This is a genomic window from Actinobaculum sp. 352 (assembly GCF_003957265.1).
Lineage (GTDB): Bacteria > Actinomycetota > Actinomycetes > Actinomycetales > Actinomycetaceae > Asp313.
Genome location: NZ_RQSN01000002.1, coordinates 46,707 through 63,507, shown reverse-complemented (window position 1 = coordinate 63,507; position 16,801 = coordinate 46,707). Strand labels below are relative to the sequence as shown.

The window sequence follows — 16,801 nt, the reverse complement described above, 5'->3', positions numbered from 1 at the left end:
GCGGGGCTACCGGTAGCCCCGCAATCGGCAAGTAGAGCCGCCCGCTACCGGTAGTTCTGGAACTGGAGCGCGCAGTCGACGTCGGCTCCCTTGAGCAGGGCGATGGTTTCCTGCAGTGCATCACGTGATTTTGATGACACGCGCAGCTCATCGCCCTGAATCTGTACCTTGACGCCCTTCGGACCCTCGTCACGGACCAGCTTGGAGAGTTTCTTCGCGTTTTCCTGTGTCAAGCCCTTCTTCAGATTTCCCGTCAGTCGGTACTCCTTGCCGGATTGTTTCGGTTCGCCGTCGCCCACATCGAGTGACTTCAGTGACACGCCGCGCCGCACCAGTTTGGTCTGCAGCACGTCATAAACGGCCAGGCACCGCTCCGGCGTACTAGCGGCCATGGTGATGCTCTCACCAGATAGCACAACCGAGGCACCGACACCCTTGAAGTCGTAACGTTGTGCGATCTCCTTAGCGGTCTGGTTGACGGCGTTGTCGACCTCTTGGCGGTCATATTCTGAGACGACGTCGAAGGATGAATCTGCCATGTTTTACTCCTTAGAGTTCCTGCTGACACGTTACGGGTGGGCAGGCCCACTCCGCCTTAGTTTGACAGTCTACGGGGAGAAGCTGGTAACCTCATCTGGCGACGTTTTTGGAGCTCTCCGCATGGGCGAGGTTCTGAAGCGCGCAAGAGGCGGGTTTCCCGAGCGGCCAAAGGGAACTGACTGTAAATCAGTCGCGTAATGCTTCGCAGGTTCGAATCCTGCACCCGCCACTGGATATGGCCCTGTGTCGTGTCCATGCCGGAAGGCACGCGGCTATTGACGCGGCATGAGCGCTCCGATGTGGTGTGTGAGTGTTGTTCTTGATAGGCTAGTCCGCGCTGCCCCGATAGCTCAGTCGGCAGAGCGTCTCCATGGTAAGGAGAAGGTCAAGGGTTCGATTCCCTTTCGGGGCTCAAACGCCGGTGTCACGTCGGCGTGTCGACGATGTACCGATTTTGGCGCGACGTCGGAAGGATGAGGCGGGGTAGCTCAGTCGGTCAGAGCGCACGACTCATAATCGTGAGGTCGCGGGTTCAAACCCCGCCCCCGCTACAACAGGAAGCGGTTCTCCGCTTCGTTACGGACCAAGGAGTTGGAAAGTGGCAAGCAAGTCGGCAGACGTTCGCCCGAAGATCACCCTCGCATGTGAGGACTGCAAGGAACGTAACTACATCACACGTAAGAACCGCCGGAATACCCCGGATCGGCTCGAACTGAAGAAGTACTGCCCGAGGTGTCATAAGTCGACGACGCACCGCGAGACACGCTGAGCACAGTGCGGCGCGCAGGCCGGGATACTTTCCATTAGCCATGTGCGTCGGCCCACGGGTTTGAAAGCGACACGCCCTGCGGCAAAGGCCGCGGGGCGTTCATCTTTCGTCGCGCGATATTCAGCGCAGTCAGATCGTACGCGCGCCTGCGGCACTGCTACGCTCTTGTTGTGAGCTGCAGTATCCCAGAGCATTCAGGTACCCCAGCGGACGTTGCTCCGCCGGTTCCCTCGACGCGGCAACGCGACGGGGCGACGTCGCTAGACGAATTGACCACTATTGGAGTGGGAGGTGCCGTCGCCACTGTTGTCAATGCCACCACGGAAGAGGAAGTGATCGAGGCGATCCGGCAGGCCGACGCGGACGGCGTACCGGTGCTTGTGCTGGGTGGGGGATCCAATATCCTTGCCTCCGATGACTCTTTTGACGGTGTCGTCGTCCGCGATACCCGCCGAGATATCCGCCTCTTGCAAGAAGGCGGATGTGAGGGTGCGAATATGCGTGTACTTGGCGGCACCCCATGGGACGACTTCGTGGTGCACACGATTGAGAACGAATGGATGGGCGTGGAAGCCCTGTCGGGGATTCCGGGAACCGTCGGAGCTGCGCCGGTGCAGAACATCGGTGCCTACGGACAAGAGGTTGCGAGTTCCATCGCACGGGTGCGAGTGTGGGATCGCCAGATCGGGCGTCCACGTGAGATACCCATGGCCGATCTGCATTTCGCCTATCGCAGCAGCATTCTCAAGGAGTCATTGCGGCACGGGTGGGGGCCGAGTCCGCGCTACATTGTGCTGTCCGTGGACTTCCAGCTGCGAATCGCCTCGTTGAGCGCGCCGGTGGCCTATAAGCAGCTCGCTGCGGCGCTCGGCGTGCAGATGGGAGCGCGCGTGTCGGCGGCTGATTTGCGGGCTGCGGTACTGGAATTGCGCCGCTCTAAAGGCATGGTTCTCGACGACGCCGACCGCGACACGTATTCTTGCGGTTCGTTCTTCACCAATCCGATCCTGACGGCGGAGCAGGCCGACGCGCTGCCGGAGGATGCGCCTCGCTTCCCGGTGACCGACCTTTCGCACACCTTCTTGGGCAAGGAATCGCCCCAGCTGGCGGGATCTGTCAAGTCCTCGGCGGCGTGGCTTATCGACCATGCGGGTTTTGGGCGCGGATTTGGCATGCCCGGCCCCGCGGCGTTGTCGACGAAACACTGCCTCGCCCTCACGAATCGCGGTGGGGCAAGCGCCGCCCAGATACGCGACCTGGCACGCACGGTTCGCGACGGGGTTGAGAGTACCTTCGGGGTGCTCTTGGAGCCAGAACCGGTTCTCGTGGGCGGTGGACTGTAGTCACGCGAACACGGGGCACATGTGAGGCGCCAACGCCGCGGATGTGAAACGCACGGGTCCGGGAGCGGCAGAGTGACACCGTGCGGGTCCGGGAGTGGCAAGAGTCACGCCGAAGATCGAGATTCCCCGGGGTTTTTCAGCTTCGTTGGATGGTCGTCCAAGGACTGCCTGGTTATATAGAGATGTCGGCAGGAAAGCCGGTGGACGAGGTCCACGGGATTGGTCTCCTGAGTGTGTGCAGGACGAATCCACCAGGCGGATGCTGATGGGATTGTGTGTGTTGATCCAGAGGCGCGCAGCGCCTCGTAGACAAATGAATATAAGCCACCTGATTGTGCGGCCCCGCAGCCCCCTTCACTGCGGAAGAGCCCCGGAGGTGGTAGGCGGGCGGCGATGCGTGGATCGCCGCCCGCCTTGTCTTATGCCATCGGTTCGTTTTCGCTGTTACTGCGGTTTTGGTGGTGCGGTATGGGGAGAGGGTGTCCAAATCCCGTGGAGGCGGACGGGCTCGGCCCTACGACGTGGTGCGGTGTGGGGAGAGGGTGTCCAAATCCCGTCCAAACGCGAACTGCGAGGTCCAACTCAGGCACAAGATCCGCGGAAATCCGCCACTTCTTATATTGACCCAATCAAGTTATTTGCCGTTTGGACGGGATTTTGACACAATTCCTGAGTAGTGAACTCGCACGGGTGGCACGCGGCGGGGCATGCAGTGTTGCGGCGCCCAGGTGCCAGTGTCACCATCTTCGTCAGCAAGCGGTGCTACCGCGCAGGTGTTGGCGGTAATGACTACACGTTGCGCGGCCCGTCGGCAGGACGAGTGAAGCCGCTGGTCAATGCGAAGTTGTTCCCTCTTACAGCTTGCTTTTAGAATGCTCCTGTGAGGTAGCACGCAACCACATGTAGTGACGCGAAGATGCAAGACATAATCACGGCAGACTCGGAACCGTCACAACCGAGATGCCTCGAATTACCAGTGGAGAGGTAGATGCACAGGAGAAAACCCCACAGACGCACGCTGGCGGCGGCAGTCTCATCTTTGGCTGTGATCGTCGGCGGACTTGTCTCCTCAGTACCCGCAATCGCGGACGATGCTCAGGCGCCGGAGGGAGAATACACAATCGCGCAGATCCAGGGTGAAGGGAGCTCTTCACCCCTCGCCGGGCAAAAGGTGACGACCAGCGGTGTTGTTACCGCGGTGCAGACCGGGCGCAATGGTCTTATCATCCAGATGAAGACAGCGGACGTACCGGCGGACTTCACCGGTTCCTCCGCACTCTTCGTGCAGCTGAGTACGGACCTGAGCAGTTACGCCGTCGGCGACGAGCTCTCGGTGGCGGGCGAGGTGCAGGAGATTGGCAATGTAACGACGCTGATTGCCACGAATGGTACCGTCGAGCGGACCGGGCAGGACTTGCTTGATCAGGTCGATATTCCGACGCTGGCGGCGCCGAAGGCCACCGAGGACGCGGAGTCGCGGGAGAGCATGGTATTCAACCCGGCGGGCACGTATCGCGTCGTGGGTAACCCCAACCTCGTTTACACCGGTCAACTCAGCCTTACCGACGGCGACCGGCCGCACCTGCAGCCGACCCAGGCCGGCTTGCCAGGCTCGCCGGAGGCAGTCGAACAGGCGGCATACAACGAGGCACATCACGTCATACTTGATGATGCCAATGCCGCTCGTTTCGACGTGCAGTATCCTGACACGTCCGAGCCTGCACCGCCGGCGGAATTACCTTACCTGGCGCTGGGCAGGCCCGGACCAACCCTGGGAGCCACCGTCACCTTTAAGTCTCCGGCAGTGGTCACTTCTGTTAACGGCAGGACTGTTATTGAACCGACCTTCACGGTGCCCAGTGCGCAAGAGTTCGTTGAGTTCAGCGAGGTGCGCGAACACGCTCCGGCCGACGTCGGCGGTAACTTCAAACTCGCCACCTTCAATGTGCTGAATTACTTCTCAGATTTGGGGGTCTACGACGAAACAGTGGGCGCAGATGGAAACCGTATCTGCCAGCCGACTCTCAACCTGTGGGATAAGAGCGTTCCCGTTGCCGGAAACTGGGACTGCCCGCGTCGCGGTGCTTGGGACGAAGCCGGCCTGAAGCGCCAGGAGGCCAAGATCGTCAATGCCATCAATTCTCTCGGTGGTCAGGGCGCGCAGGTGGTTGCCCTGCAGGAGATCGAGAACGACTGGCTCTTCCAGGAAGACATTGACGCCTCTCTTAAGAGCCTGGTCACGGCGTTGAATGAGGCAGATCCAAGTCAGGGCTGGGGCTATGTGCCCTCTCCGCCTACAGGGAAGGGACAACCGGTTTACGGAGGCGAGGATAAGATCCGGCAGGCCTTCATCTACAAACCTGCCGCCATCGAACTTGTTGGTGACGCGAAGTACTTAGACGACGAGGCGTACCAGTCAGCCGCTGACGCACGGGCTCCTCTGGCGCAGGTATTCAAGCATCGCGACTCCGGGCAGAACGTCCTCGTGATTAACAATCATCTGACCTACAAGGGTGGAACCGTCGTCGGCGATGACAACAAAAACCCCGGTGATGAGAAGGGGCTCGCTTGGGATACGGGACGTAATAATGGAGACCGGACCCGCCAGGCCAAGGCGCTGGTAGCCTTTGCAGAGCAGGAGAGCGCGGCCAGCGATGCCGCGGTGACCCTTCTGGTTGGCGACTTCAACGCATACTCCTACGAGGATCCCATTCAGGAGATGGTGGCGGCCGGGTATGCCGACCTCATGGATGTCAACAAGTTCCCATCATCGCATTCGGCGACGGACTGGAATGAGTACACTTACTCCTACAACTCCATGTTCGGCAACCTTGATCACGTGATGGTGTCCGATTCGGGTATGCAGTACCTGACGGGCAATGACACGTGGACTGCGAACGCGTACGAGTCGAATGCGCTCGAGTACAGCCGTTTCATGCACACTGGAACCAACTACCACTCCGATGACGTGTTCCGGGCATCGGACCACAACGCGGCAATCGTCGGCTTTGAATTGCCGAAGGTCACCGAACCGACCGCACAGCCCTCAAATGAGCCGAGCTCGCAAGCTTCGCCTTCTAGCAGCTCGAAACCAGCGGTGAGTGCAACACCTTCGGTCAAGGCCGAGAACGCAGGCAAGCGTGGCCTACCCAAGACCGGCGCAAATGTGTTGCTATTCGTGGTGATCGCGGCCGGTTTGATACTGGGTGGTGCAGGATTGCGACGGGTACGGGCGGCCTAAGCGCCTTCATTTCCGGCAAGCGGCCGGGGCGTGTATCAGTCGGCACACGCCCCGGCCCTCGTCAAAATACCTCTGGCGTTGAGACAGTTCGGCTCATCTTGTGCTCCGGATGTCAGTTACACAGCCAGGCGTCTATCTCCCGGTGCCAGTGAGCCTTTGATTCGTTGTCGGCAAGTGAGGCGTCCACGGAGGTACCGGCCAGGTAGGCGAGTTCGCTATCGCTGAATCCTGCTGCCCGCAGTATTTCGTACTGGTCGTTCAAACGCGAGAGGAAGAGCAACGGGTCATCCGCGCCGAGAGCAATGGTGGCACCCGCGTCCATCAGTTGGCGTACCGGTACCTGTGCTTCTTCCGGGTACACCCCCAAAGAGACATTGGATTCGGGGCACACCTCGAAGGCCACGCCCGCATTGACGATGGCCTCGACAAGAAAGGGATCCTCACTCGCGCGTACGCCGTGTCCCAGGCGCGTCGGTTTGAGGTGGGTCAAGACGTCGCGTACATGTTCGGGGCCCAGCAGCTCGCCGCCGTGCGGTACGGCGGCCAATCCGCCACGTCGGGCGATATTGAAGGCCGAACTCCACTCGGATGTTTCCCCGCGCCGCTCGTCATTGGACAAGCCGAAGGCGACGACGTCGCCCGGTCCCGTACCGGCGTACTTGACCGCCAGTCGCGCCAGTGTTCGTGCCTCCAGTGGGTGCCGGATGCGAGAGGCGGCGACAATCACGGCAACTTGCACGCCGGTGTCGAGACTGGCGCGCCGCGCCTCATCACAGACGATCTCCAGCGCCGGTGTGATGCCGCCGACGAAAGGCGCATACGATGTGGGGTCGATTTGGATTTCCAGGCGGCGAGAGCCCTCTGCGGCATCGTCCTCGGCGGCCTCGCGCACAATGCGCCGCATCGCCGTCTCGGAGCGAACAACCTTTCGTGCCGCGTCGTAGGCCCGCTGAAAACGGAACCAACCCCGCTGGTCGGCGGGCACGTGGAGGGCCACATTATCGGTGAGATTGTCAGGCAGGCGGATCAGTTCGCGGTGCGCCATGTCTTGCAGGGTCGACACGCGCATGGACCCGGTGAAATGCAGGTGCAGATGGGCCTTAGGAAGAAGCTTGAGATCGCGCACATCGTAAGCATAGTGGCTCGGTGTTCATGCTGGCACGCGAGCGCCGGAGTGCCTGAAAGAAATGCTCCGATACGGTAGAACTGAGTCATGACGAACGGAGCCAGCTTCGCGCGTGAGGGCGAAGACCTTGCGCTGCTCACCGGTAGTACGGCGGGGGATATGCTGCGCGGCGCGGTGGGCACAGATGCGGTGTTGCGCTCGTGGCAGGTGCACTCGGTTCATCACCGGCCGGGGGCGGGAGTCACCGTGGGGTACACGGTGACTGTTGACCGGCAGTCTGCTGCGGGAACGTGGCAGCGGCAGGAGGAATACCTATGTGCCTCGACGGCGCGCCTCGCGCACGCATCCTCACCCCATCTGACCCATTTGCGCTCCGGTGATACGAGAGTCGCGATATGGACCTACCCGGAAGACCCGGAGCTCCCCGGGCTGCCGACGGCGTGCTCTCCGGCCCGTATGGCACAGCTGCTCGGACATCCGGTGTCCATTGAACTGATGAGCTACCGGCCCACTCGCCGCGCGGTGGTACGCGTTACGGATATCGACGGTTCGGCATCCTACGGGAAGGTACTCCGGCCGCCACAGGCGCAATCGCTTGCTAAACGTCACATGATGCTGGAACGCGCCGGAGTTGCGGCTCCGTCCTTACTACTCAATGTTCCGTCCGGGATTGTGCTGGTGGCGGGGGCCGAGGGCGAACCACTGGCGAATGCGATCTCCCGCGGTATGGGAAGCCGGGCGGCGCAGATACTCGGCGCGCTGTCTGCGGTGCTCGACTCCCTGCCGACGGATGCATTAACACTCACCAAACGGCCCGCGTGGGCGGAGCGGGCGACGCACTACGCCCACGCCGCAGCGACCGCGCTACCGGAACAGGCGCGCCGTTGCCGTGCCATCGCGTTGGAGGTCTCTCACTTGCTCGCAGCAAGCGACCCGGGGCCGTTGGTGCCGGTGCACGGCGACTTCTACGAGGCGAACATTTACGTCGATGTCGCCTCGTCCGCGGTGACGGGGCTGATCGATATTGACTCCCTCGGTCCGGGTCACCGGGTTGATGACTGGGCATGCCTGCTGGGGCATATGAGTGTCCTTCCACATCTGGCACCGCGTTCATATCCGCATGTTGCCAGCGATCTGCCGACGTGGCGCAACCTGTGCGAACGCATGGTGGATCCGGTGTCTTTGTGTGCCCGAACGGCGGGGGTTGTGCTCTCGTTGGTTGCCGGGGCCAAACGCGTCGATGGCACGGCTTGGAAACATGACGCGGAAGGTCGCCTCGCTACGGCGGAGGCGTGGTTAACCCGCGCTCGTATCTGGGCGAGCGGCCGCATTCCCGTGCAGTGACGATGAGCCCACCTCGCAAACCGGCGGGTCGCCGAGGGCGATGGGGACGCGGCGATTGCCGCAATAGACGACCTTCACACGCCGGGCCCAGTGTGCGTTCCCTTCAGCGAAGAAGCGTTCCAGATGAGCCGGGCCCCGTGCGCGGGGCCCTGGTGCGAGTCTCCTCACATGTTGGCCGCGATTACGCGAAAAGCCGCTGTAGGCGGTTGATACCCTCCACGATGTCGTCGTCGCCAAGAGCGTAGGAAAGCCGGAAGTACCCGGACGGTCCGAAGGCTTCACCGGGAACCAGGGCAACATCGGCCTCTTCCAGGATGAGGCTCGCCAGCTCGATTGAAGTGCGCGCACTCCTCCCGTTGATGTCGCGTCCGAAAAGCCCGCTGACATCGGGGTACACGTAGAAGGCACCGGCGGGATCCGGCAGGCTTACCCCATCGATCTCGCGCAGCATGTCGACGATGATGCGCCGCCGCCGTGCAAAGGCGTCACGCATCTGGTCAACCACATCCTGCGGGCCGGTCAGCGCCGCAAGCGCAGCGCGTTGCGAGACGTTGGCAACGTTCGACGTCGTGTGGGACTGCATGTTGGTGGCCGCCTTAATCGCATCGGCGGGACCGTACATCCAACCAACGCGCCACCCGGTCATCGAGTAGGTCTTGGCGACACCGTTCAGCACCAGGGTACGGTCGGCCAGTTCAGGGACCTCTTGGAGAACATAGCCGGCACGGGCGCCGTCGTAGGTCAGGTTCTCGTAGATCTCATCCGTGATCACCCAGATCCCGCATTCATGAGCCCAGCGCCCGATCTGCGTGACCTCCTCCGGTGAATACACCGCTCCTGTTGGGTTGCTGGGGGAGCAGAGCAGTACGGCCTTTGTCCGTGCGGTGCGCGCGGCCTCGAGTTCTTCCACGCTCACCTTGTAGTGTGAGTCGACCGTGGCGAAAACCGGCACGGGGATACCGCCGCACAGACGGATTGCCTCGGGGTATGTCGTCCAGTATGGTCCGGGCAGGATCACTTCATCGCCCTCGTCGATGATGGCGGCGAAGGCTTGATACGTTGCCTGCTTTCCGCCGTTGGTGACGAGAATATTGTTGGGGTCGACGACGTTGCCGGAGTCCCGCAGTGTTTTCGCCGCGATGGCTTCCCGCAGCTCCGGCAAGCCTTTCGCGGGGGTGTACTTATGATTCTTCGGATCACGGCAGGCGGCAATGGCGGCTTCCACGATGAAGTCTGGTGTGGGGAAGTCTGGTTCACCCGCACCGAAGCCGATGACCGGACGTCCGGCGGCACGCAGGGCCTTCGCCTTGGCGTCAACGGCAAGCGTAGCTGACTCACTAATAGCTGCTAGCCGGGAGGAAACCCGGCTGCCTGGTGTCGAAGTACTCACGCGGTCATAGTGCCACGCTTCGCTGATTTGTCGTGGCCGACTTTCATATCCGAAGACGCATCTGCCGGGAACGCACCTTCCTCAGTTGGCGACAAAACAGCAGAATTACGCCAAATCGCCATACACCCGTGTCAAGATGTGAGATGTCTCGCTCACATCGAGAACGGCTCGACGACGGAAGGCCTACTCGCTACGCCTGACCGGCGTCAGTGGTGATCGCTATGGAAACGGCGGCGCGGAGATACCGAGTGAGTGCGGCAGGTGGTCTGTGGTGGTCCTTGCGGAAATGGCACTCGCGGGCTGCGATACGCGTTACAGTATGTGGCGCGCAGGCGTATGCGCTGGCGTAAAGGATGCTGCATGGGGCATAATGTTCGAGGCTTCGGCTTTCCGCGGCCCATAGGGTAGTGGCGCAATTGGTAGCGCATCGGTCTCCAAAACCGGAGGTTGGGGGTTCGAGTCCCTCCTACCCTGCCAAGGCGGCTCATTCCAATATGAGCCGCCTTTGTTACCTAGAGGACATGACCAGCTAGGACATGAAGGAGCGATGTGAACGAAGTTGCTGGCGCACGTGGCGCTGCGAAGGCTAGTTCCGCCAAGAAACGGGGCCTCGTCGCGCGCATCGCGCTCTTCTTCCGTCAAATTTTCGGCGAGCTGCGTAAGGTGCAGCGCCCGTCGCGGCGTGAACTCGGCGACATGTTCATCACGGTGATGGTGTTTATCGCGCTAGTGATGGTGTTCGTCGGGATTCTCGACGCCGCGTTCGGTCGGCTTACCTTCTGGATCTTCGGTTAACGCAGTCGGCGAATACCACAGGAAGGCAGGAATGAACGTGCCTGAGGATATCCTCGAGCCAAATGATGCATCCGGTGAGAGCCTCTTCCGCGCTCCCACCCCTCAGGATGACGTGCAACCCGATCAGAGCACGAGCGAACTGAATGAGGCAGGCCTCCAGGATGACGCTGTCTTCGACGCCGATGAGGCGCCTGCGGACGACTCGGACGCTGCGGCCGAGGATGCTAACGCTGCTGCGGCGACGCCGGAGAAGGCAGAGGCGCCGGGTGCCGTCACCGAGGAGGAAGTGCGCGCCAAGCTACAGGGGCTCGACGGACGCTGGTACGTGCTGCATACCTATTCCGGCTATGAGAAGCGTGTGAAGCAGGACCTCGAAGTTCGTATGCACTCGATGAACATGGAGGATTACATCTTCCAGATCGAGGTGCCGATGGAAGAGGTTTTTGAGATTCGGCGCGGTCAGCGCAAACTTGTGTCGCGCGTGCGCATGCCCGGCTATGTTCTTATCCGCATGGACATGACCGATGACTCCTGGCGTGTGGTACAGAACACCAATGGCGTGACTGGCTTCGTTGGTAACGGGCGAACCCCGGTGCCTCTTTCGGAAGACGAAGTCGTGAAGATGCTGACACCTGTTATTGAGGCTGAGGCGGCCGCCGAGGCCAAGGCTGAAGGGCGGCCTACCGGCACCGCTCCCGCCACGGTATCGCCGTACGAGGTTGGCGATGCGGTTATCCTCACATCTGAGCCGTGGGCGGGTATGCCGGCCACCGTCTCCGACGTCGACGCGGCGAACCAGCGGCTGACGGTACTAATGACCCTTGTCGGCCAGGAAACGCCCGTCGAGCTGTCATTCAGCCAGGTGCGGCGCGAAGACTGAGGCCGCTGTCCGGCAACGGTCGTTACCGACTGCATGGTTGCGAGTGCCAATCGTGGCAGGACGCGCTGCGGGTGACGAGCCGCTACTCGAAGCCGGGTAATGGCCCTAATCCGAAAATGTGAGCAGATCGGATTCGAATCTGCGCTACGAAGCGCGTACTCTTATGAGGCGGCTGTCGCTTCTGCCATTGCGACGGCCAACGAGAAAGAAAAGGACCCTACATGCCACCCAAGAAGAAGGTTGCAGGTTACATCAAGCTTCAGATCCAGGCGGGGGGAGCGACTCCGGCTCCTCCGATTGGCCCGGCACTGAGCCAGCACGGCGTCAACATTATGGAGTTCTGCAAGGCATATAACGCCGCAACAGAATCCCAGCGGGGCAACATCGTGCCGGTTGAGATCACGGTGTACGAGGATCGCTCGTTCACCTTTGTCACCAAGACTCCGCCCGCCGCCGAGCTCATTAAGAAGGCCGCCGGCGTCGCCAAGGGATCGTCGACACCGCAGTCGGACAAGGTTGGCCATCTGACGGCCGACCAGGTGCGTGAGATTGCGAAGACGAAGCAGCCCGACCTCAACGCCAACGATCTTGACAACGCGGCCCGCATTATTGCCGGAACCGCACGCTCGATGGGTATTACCACCGACGCGATCTAATCAAAAGGCGTCAGTTGGACGTCATATACAGTGCCCACGGGCACGTGGAAGGACCCGCGCAGGTCCGCTAACCACAACTGCGAAGGAGAAAGCAGCAATGGCAAAGCGCTCAAAGAACTATCGCGACGCCGCAGCGAAGATCGCCCCCGGCGTCCTGTACAGCCCACTGGAGGCCGTGACTCTCGCCAAGGAGACCTCGACCACAAAGTTCGATGCCACGGTGGAAGTCATGTTCCGCCTTGGTGTTGACCCGCGTAAGGCGGATCAGATGGTGCGTGGCACTGTCAACCTCCCGCACGGCACCGGTAAGACGGCAAGGGTCGTCGTCTTCGCCCAGGGACCGCGCGCACAGGAGGCGCTGGACGCCGGTGCCGATGAGGTCGGCGGCGACGAGCTCATCGAGAAGGTCGCCGGTGGCTACACGGATTTCGACGCCGCCGTCGCCACGCCGGACATGATGGGTAAGGTCGGCCGTCTCGGCCGCGTCCTCGGTCCACGCGGTCTCATGCCGAACCCCAAGACGGGCACTGTCACCATGGACGTGGCGAAGGCGGTTTCCGACATCAAGGGCGGGCGTATCGAGTTCCGTGTGGATCGCAACGCGAATCTCGCCTTTATCATCGGCAAGACATCCTTCACGCCGCAGCAGCTGGTGGAGAACTACGCGGCGGCGCAGGAGGAGATCCTGCGGCTCAAGCCGTCGTCATCGAAGGGCCGTTACCTGCTGAAGGGTACCGTATCCACCACCATGGGTCCGGGTATTCCGGTGGACACGACGAAGACCCGCAACCTTACGTCCGAGGCGGCGTCCTAAGGCCGCTTGCCTGAGACCGACCGTTCCGGGCGTCTGGCCGACCGACACGGTCGCGCGGACGTCCTGGCGGCAATTGGTCCGACGTTGCACCTTTGGCGCAAGTGATCGGAGGGATCGCTCGGATCGCTTCGCCATCCAAAACGTTGCTGTGCCCCACCCTCGCGGTGGGGCACAGTGCTTGTGCGCACTTGGCCTTCGTTGCTCCTACGGCAACGGCGCGGTCATAGTGGGGCACAGTGCTTGTGCGCGTGGTCTTCCTCTTGAAACTCGTGGTTTTCGCCGGTGTTCTGCGAAAATCGCGGAGATTGGGAGAATACCCGGTGATCCGTGCTGGTGGTGGGCGTCGTCGGCTGGGGTGTGGTGGCTGGCTGTTGCCTAGTGGCCTGCTGTTGCTTGGTGGTCGGCTGGGGCCGGGCCGATAATGGCATCGAGGCTAGCTGCGGTCTGGCGCCCGGCTGCGGCGTCGTCGTCGGTTGAGTATTGGGCCGGGCTGGCGCGCTGTCGCTGGCGCTGGGCCCTGATGCGATCTCTACACTGCGTGCCGCTCGGCGGCGTGCGGCATAGAGACTCGCCACGGCGACGGAGCTTCCGAGCGCAAGCTTGGAGCACTCCCGCACGTGCCTTACGCTAGACGAGTGAATATCGGGAAGCGTGACGCTCTGTTGGTAGTAGTACTTGTCGCGCTCTCCCTGACATGGAGCGCGGTTGCCATATCGCACGGGACGCCGTTGAGCCGCTACGACGAATGGACCTACGTGGACTACGCCTGGAAAATGGCTTACGGGCATGTCCCGGTCCAGGGGGAAGACCTCGCTGATGAAACGCTGGAGGCATGGTCCTGCCGAGGCATGGAGGGCTCGATCCAAGGCGTATATGTTCCCGTGTGTGGGGCGCGCACGGAAGGCCGCGGCATCGAGGAATGGCCCTATCGTGGCGAGAACTACAACGGGTTCCATCCGCCGCTGTATTTCGCCCTCGCCGGGCACGGCGGCACCTTCCTCGCCAGCCACTTCCATACGGATTTCGTTACTGGCGCCCGCTGGATCTCCGCTTTCTTTGTGGCCGGGGGAGTGGCTGCTCTCTACCTCGCTCTTCGGTCGTGGCGTGCCTCGCGCCGAGCGGCCTTCGCCGGTGCACTCTTGGCCTTGGCGACGCCGGCTGTCGGGGCGTCTGCCGGAATTGTGCACAACGACGCAGTCACATTACTGGCCGGAGCGGCAGGGGTCTGGATCGCGGCGCGTATCTTTCTCGATCATCGGCTCGGCAGTACGGCGCCCGCGCTCGTCATGGTGGGGATTTCCGCAACACGGGTGATATCCGTCGGCGCCCTACTGGCGGTGTTGTGCGCCGTGGGATGCGCGGTGATTCGTCCCGAATCCTTCGGATTCTCCCTCTCTGATCGACGACGCCTGCTCCGGCTCCTCCTTGTCAGTGTCCTCGCACTACTGCTCGTCTACCTGCTGTGGAGCCGTTGGCAGAACGGACGGCGTCCCGCAGATTACGTTCCTGCCATCAGCGGGCTGTCTACCGTCACCCTTGGGGAAGGCGGCTATGACTCCGTGCTGGCGAGCCTGCTGGACGGTTACGGTTTGACCGACCCGCGAAGTGACTTCTACCTACAGCCGGGCGTGCGCTCCGGCGTTGTCAAGGTGTGGGCCGCGTTCCTGTACCTGGTGTATCTGGTTACTCCCGTGGTGGCGATTATTTTGTTGTGGTCGTGGCGGCGTCATCGTGGTCTGGTGGTCGCAACGGTTGCGGGTCCGGCAGCGGCTGCACTGGCAGTTCAAGCACGTGAAATCGTGAACAGTGCGGCCTACTTCCGCATAATCTCCGGACGTTACGCCATCAGCACGGTGGGACTGCATGTGACTGTCTTGGCGCTGCTGACGGACCGGCCGGGCTGGCGGGATGGCTTTCTCGCTTTCGCCGGCAGCGGGTACCTGCTGATGCTCGGCGGTACACTGTTGACCTCAGTCGGGTAGTCACTGCGCGGTTCGTGGTGCACAGCGGCGCCCAATCGCGTACCTTTGGGTAGAAGTCATTCCTCGGAGGTGGGAGATTATGGGGACATTGGTCGTCGGGGTAGCCGGTGGCACGGGAAGCGGCAAAACCACTCTCACCAAAGCACTAATACGTTCCTTCCCCGGAAAGACATCAGTTATCTACCACGACAACTTCTACCGGGCACGTGATGACCTCACCTACGAAGAACGCGCTCGGCTCAACTATGACGCGCCCGAGGCCTTTGACAATGACCTGATGGTTGAGCAACTCAAGCAACTAGTGGCCGGACACAGCGTTGAATGCCCGGTATACGACTACTCCGTGCATAACCGCTCTTCCGAAACCACCGTCATTCATCCGAATCCCGTCATTATCGTCGAGGGGATTCTCATCTTCGCGGAACCGCAGATCTGCGACCTCATCGACATCAAGATCTTTGTGGATACTGATGCGGATGTGCGTATTCTGCGGCGGATCAAACGCGACGTCGTCGAACGCGGCCGCACCCTGGAATCGGTGGAGTCGCAGTACCTGGCCACCGTGAAGCCGATGCATGAACTCTACGTCGAGCCGTCAAAACGCAATGCGGACGTCATCGTGCCCGAAGGCGGGGAGAACCTCGTGGCGCTCGACATGCTCATCCACCGTATCGCCCACGAAATCAGCTAGCACGGCGTCTGATGACCGCAACACGACGAGCGAAGTTCGTCACGAAGGCCGCGGCGGGTTTGGCATGGCGGGCGCGGACGACTACGCTATTGGCTGCCAAAGACCGCAGGTCTCCGCCCACCGGTGGGGATAAACCCGAAAAGGGGCCAGCGTAGGTGAGATGAGCTGAGCCGAGCAGATTCGGCGCGGCCCCGTGCACCTGCGCGGGGCTTTTTTCATGGGCCTGCGGATACGACCGGAAGGAGGCCCTATGGCACGGACCGACAAGTCTGCAGCGATTGCGGAGCTCAAGGAGAAGTTCGAGAGCTCGTCCGCGGTGCTGCTCACTGAGTACCGCGGCCTGACCGTGGCACAGCTGCAAGAGCTGCGCCGTTCGCTCCGGGCCAACGCGGAGTACAAGGTCGCCAAGAATACGCTAGCGATGATCGCCGCGAACCAGGCAGGTATCGAGGACCTCGATGACCTGCTCACCGGACCGACGGCTATCGCGTTTGTGACCGGTGAGGTTGTCGACGCCGCCAAGGCTGTCCGCGACTTCGCGCAGGAGAATCAACAGCTCGTGATTAAGGGTGGCGTGCTCGAAGGCTCGCTGCTTTCGGCTGATGATGTCGTCAAACTTGCCGACCTCGAGTCCCGCGAGGTTCTCCTCGCCAAGGCTGCGGGGGTACTCAAAGCCGCCCTGTACCAGGCGGCATACGTTTTCCAGGCGCCTGCCGTCAAGGCTGTGCGCACCATCGACGCGCTGCGCGCGAAACAAGAATCCGCCGCCTGAACCACGGGTGGCACACCAACAGAAATATCTGCTCGCGTAGCAGGCATCAGGAAGGAAGGCCATCATGGCTAAGCTCTCCACCGAAGAGCTCATTGCTGCTTTCAAGGAGCTCACCCTCGTTGAGCTCAACGACTTCGTCAAGGCATTCGAGGAGGAGTTCGACGTCGAGGCGTCTGCTCCGGTCGCAGCTGTCGCTGCCGTCCCGGCTGCCGGTGACGCCGCCCCCGCCGAGGCGGAGGAGAAGGACTCCTTCGACGTTATTCTCGAGTCCTTCGGCGACAAGAAGGTCCAGGTCATCAAGGAGGTCCGCGCTCTGACCTCTCTCGGCCTGACCGAAGCGAAGAACCTGGTTGAGTCCGCTCCGAAGGCGATCCTCGAAGGCGCCAACAAGGAGACGGCTGACAAGGCCAAGGAGCAGCTCGAGGGCGTGGGTGCGACCGTCACACTGAAGTGAGACG

The 16,801-nt window shown here is 61.7% G+C and carries 15 protein-coding genes and 4 tRNA genes; 16 read left to right on the top strand and 3 right to left on the bottom strand.

Features of this window, described 5'->3' with window-relative positions:
- Positions 1 to 44: 44 nt before the first annotated feature.
- Complete coding sequence (locus EKN07_RS02500; protein WP_108715203.1) at positions 45 to 539, bottom strand: YajQ family cyclic di-GMP-binding protein; 495 nt, start codon at positions 537 to 539, stop codon at positions 45 to 47.
- Positions 540 to 687: 148 nt separating this feature from the next.
- On the opposite strand from EKN07_RS02500, the gene EKN07_RS02495 reads away from it, so the two are divergent.
- The 6 genes from EKN07_RS02495 to EKN07_RS02470 all read left to right on the top strand — a co-directional run bounded on the left by EKN07_RS02495 (position 688) and on the right by EKN07_RS02470 (position 5,893).
- Positions 688 to 769, top strand: a tRNA-Tyr gene (locus EKN07_RS02495).
- Positions 770 to 879: 110 nt separating this feature from the next.
- Positions 880 to 952, top strand: a tRNA-Thr gene (locus tag EKN07_RS02490).
- Between the two features lie 65 nt (positions 953 to 1,017).
- A tRNA-Met gene (locus EKN07_RS02485) sits at positions 1,018 to 1,091 on the top strand.
- 47 nt (positions 1,092 to 1,138) lie between these two features.
- Positions 1,139 to 1,309, top strand: a complete 171-nt coding sequence (gene rpmG, locus EKN07_RS02480; protein ID WP_108715204.1) for a 50S ribosomal protein L33 — start codon at positions 1,139 to 1,141, stop codon at positions 1,307 to 1,309.
- 170 nt (positions 1,310 to 1,479) lie between these two features.
- Positions 1,480 to 2,652, top strand: coding sequence for a UDP-N-acetylmuramate dehydrogenase (locus tag EKN07_RS02475; RefSeq protein ID WP_126145575.1), 1,173 nt, complete (start codon positions 1,480 to 1,482; stop codon positions 2,650 to 2,652).
- 988 nt (positions 2,653 to 3,640) lie between these two features.
- Complete coding sequence (locus EKN07_RS02470; protein WP_125482422.1) at positions 3,641 to 5,893, top strand: ExeM/NucH family extracellular endonuclease; 2,253 nt, start codon at positions 3,641 to 3,643, stop codon at positions 5,891 to 5,893.
- A gap of 112 nt (positions 5,894 to 6,005) precedes the next feature.
- Here the strand turns inward: EKN07_RS02470 and EKN07_RS02465 are convergent, their stop codons facing one another.
- Positions 6,006 to 7,019, bottom strand: coding sequence for an adenosine deaminase (locus tag EKN07_RS02465; RefSeq protein ID WP_108715206.1), 1,014 nt, complete (start codon positions 7,017 to 7,019; stop codon positions 6,006 to 6,008).
- Positions 7,020 to 7,106: 87 nt separating this feature from the next.
- On the opposite strand from EKN07_RS02465, the gene EKN07_RS02460 reads away from it, so the two are divergent.
- Positions 7,107 to 8,363, top strand: a complete 1,257-nt coding sequence (locus tag EKN07_RS02460) for a phosphotransferase (RefSeq protein WP_126145574.1) — start codon at positions 7,107 to 7,109, stop codon at positions 8,361 to 8,363.
- A 181-nt stretch (positions 8,364 to 8,544) separates the two neighbouring features.
- On the opposite strand, the gene EKN07_RS02455 is transcribed toward EKN07_RS02460, so the two are convergent.
- Complete coding sequence (locus tag EKN07_RS02455; RefSeq protein ID WP_126145573.1) at positions 8,545 to 9,753, bottom strand: pyridoxal phosphate-dependent aminotransferase; 1,209 nt, start codon at positions 9,751 to 9,753, stop codon at positions 8,545 to 8,547.
- Between the two features lie 401 nt (positions 9,754 to 10,154).
- Here EKN07_RS02455 and EKN07_RS02450 point away from each other — a divergent pair.
- From EKN07_RS02450 to rplL, 9 genes are all read left to right on the top strand, one after another.
- Positions 10,155 to 10,230, top strand: a tRNA-Trp gene (locus EKN07_RS02450).
- A gap of 72 nt (positions 10,231 to 10,302) precedes the next feature.
- Positions 10,303 to 10,548 (top strand): preprotein translocase subunit SecE, encoded by a 246-nt coding sequence (gene secE, locus EKN07_RS02445; protein WP_108715209.1) that lies wholly within the window; start codon positions 10,303 to 10,305, stop codon positions 10,546 to 10,548.
- Between the two features lie 31 nt (positions 10,549 to 10,579).
- The gene (gene nusG, locus EKN07_RS02440; RefSeq protein ID WP_108715210.1) at positions 10,580 to 11,428 is read left to right on the top strand and encodes a transcription termination/antitermination protein NusG; all 849 of its coding nucleotides are present in this window, start codon (positions 10,580 to 10,582) and stop codon (positions 11,426 to 11,428) included.
- A 221-nt stretch (positions 11,429 to 11,649) separates the two neighbouring features.
- Positions 11,650 to 12,084, top strand: a complete 435-nt coding sequence (rplK, locus tag EKN07_RS02435; RefSeq protein WP_108715211.1) for a 50S ribosomal protein L11 — start codon at positions 11,650 to 11,652, stop codon at positions 12,082 to 12,084.
- 97 nt (positions 12,085 to 12,181) lie between these two features.
- The gene (gene rplA, locus EKN07_RS02430; RefSeq protein ID WP_126145572.1) at positions 12,182 to 12,898 is read left to right on the top strand and encodes a 50S ribosomal protein L1; all 717 of its coding nucleotides are present in this window, start codon (positions 12,182 to 12,184) and stop codon (positions 12,896 to 12,898) included.
- Positions 12,899 to 13,533: 635 nt separating this feature from the next.
- Complete coding sequence (locus EKN07_RS02425) at positions 13,534 to 14,880, top strand: hypothetical protein (protein ID WP_126145571.1); 1,347 nt, start codon at positions 13,534 to 13,536, stop codon at positions 14,878 to 14,880.
- Between the two features lie 79 nt (positions 14,881 to 14,959).
- Positions 14,960 to 15,571: a uridine kinase gene (udk, locus tag EKN07_RS02420; protein ID WP_108715214.1), complete on the top strand. Its 612-nt coding sequence runs from the start codon at positions 14,960 to 14,962 to the stop codon at positions 15,569 to 15,571.
- A gap of 250 nt (positions 15,572 to 15,821) precedes the next feature.
- Positions 15,822 to 16,343 carry a 50S ribosomal protein L10 gene (rplJ, locus tag EKN07_RS02415; RefSeq protein ID WP_108715215.1) on the top strand — a complete coding sequence of 174 codons (522 nt, stop codon included), beginning with the start codon at positions 15,822 to 15,824 and terminating at the stop codon, positions 16,341 to 16,343.
- A 64-nt stretch (positions 16,344 to 16,407) separates the two neighbouring features.
- Positions 16,408 to 16,797, top strand: a complete 390-nt coding sequence (gene rplL / locus EKN07_RS02410) for a 50S ribosomal protein L7/L12 (protein ID WP_126145570.1) — start codon at positions 16,408 to 16,410, stop codon at positions 16,795 to 16,797.
- The last annotated feature ends 4 nt before the right edge of the window (positions 16,798 to 16,801 follow it).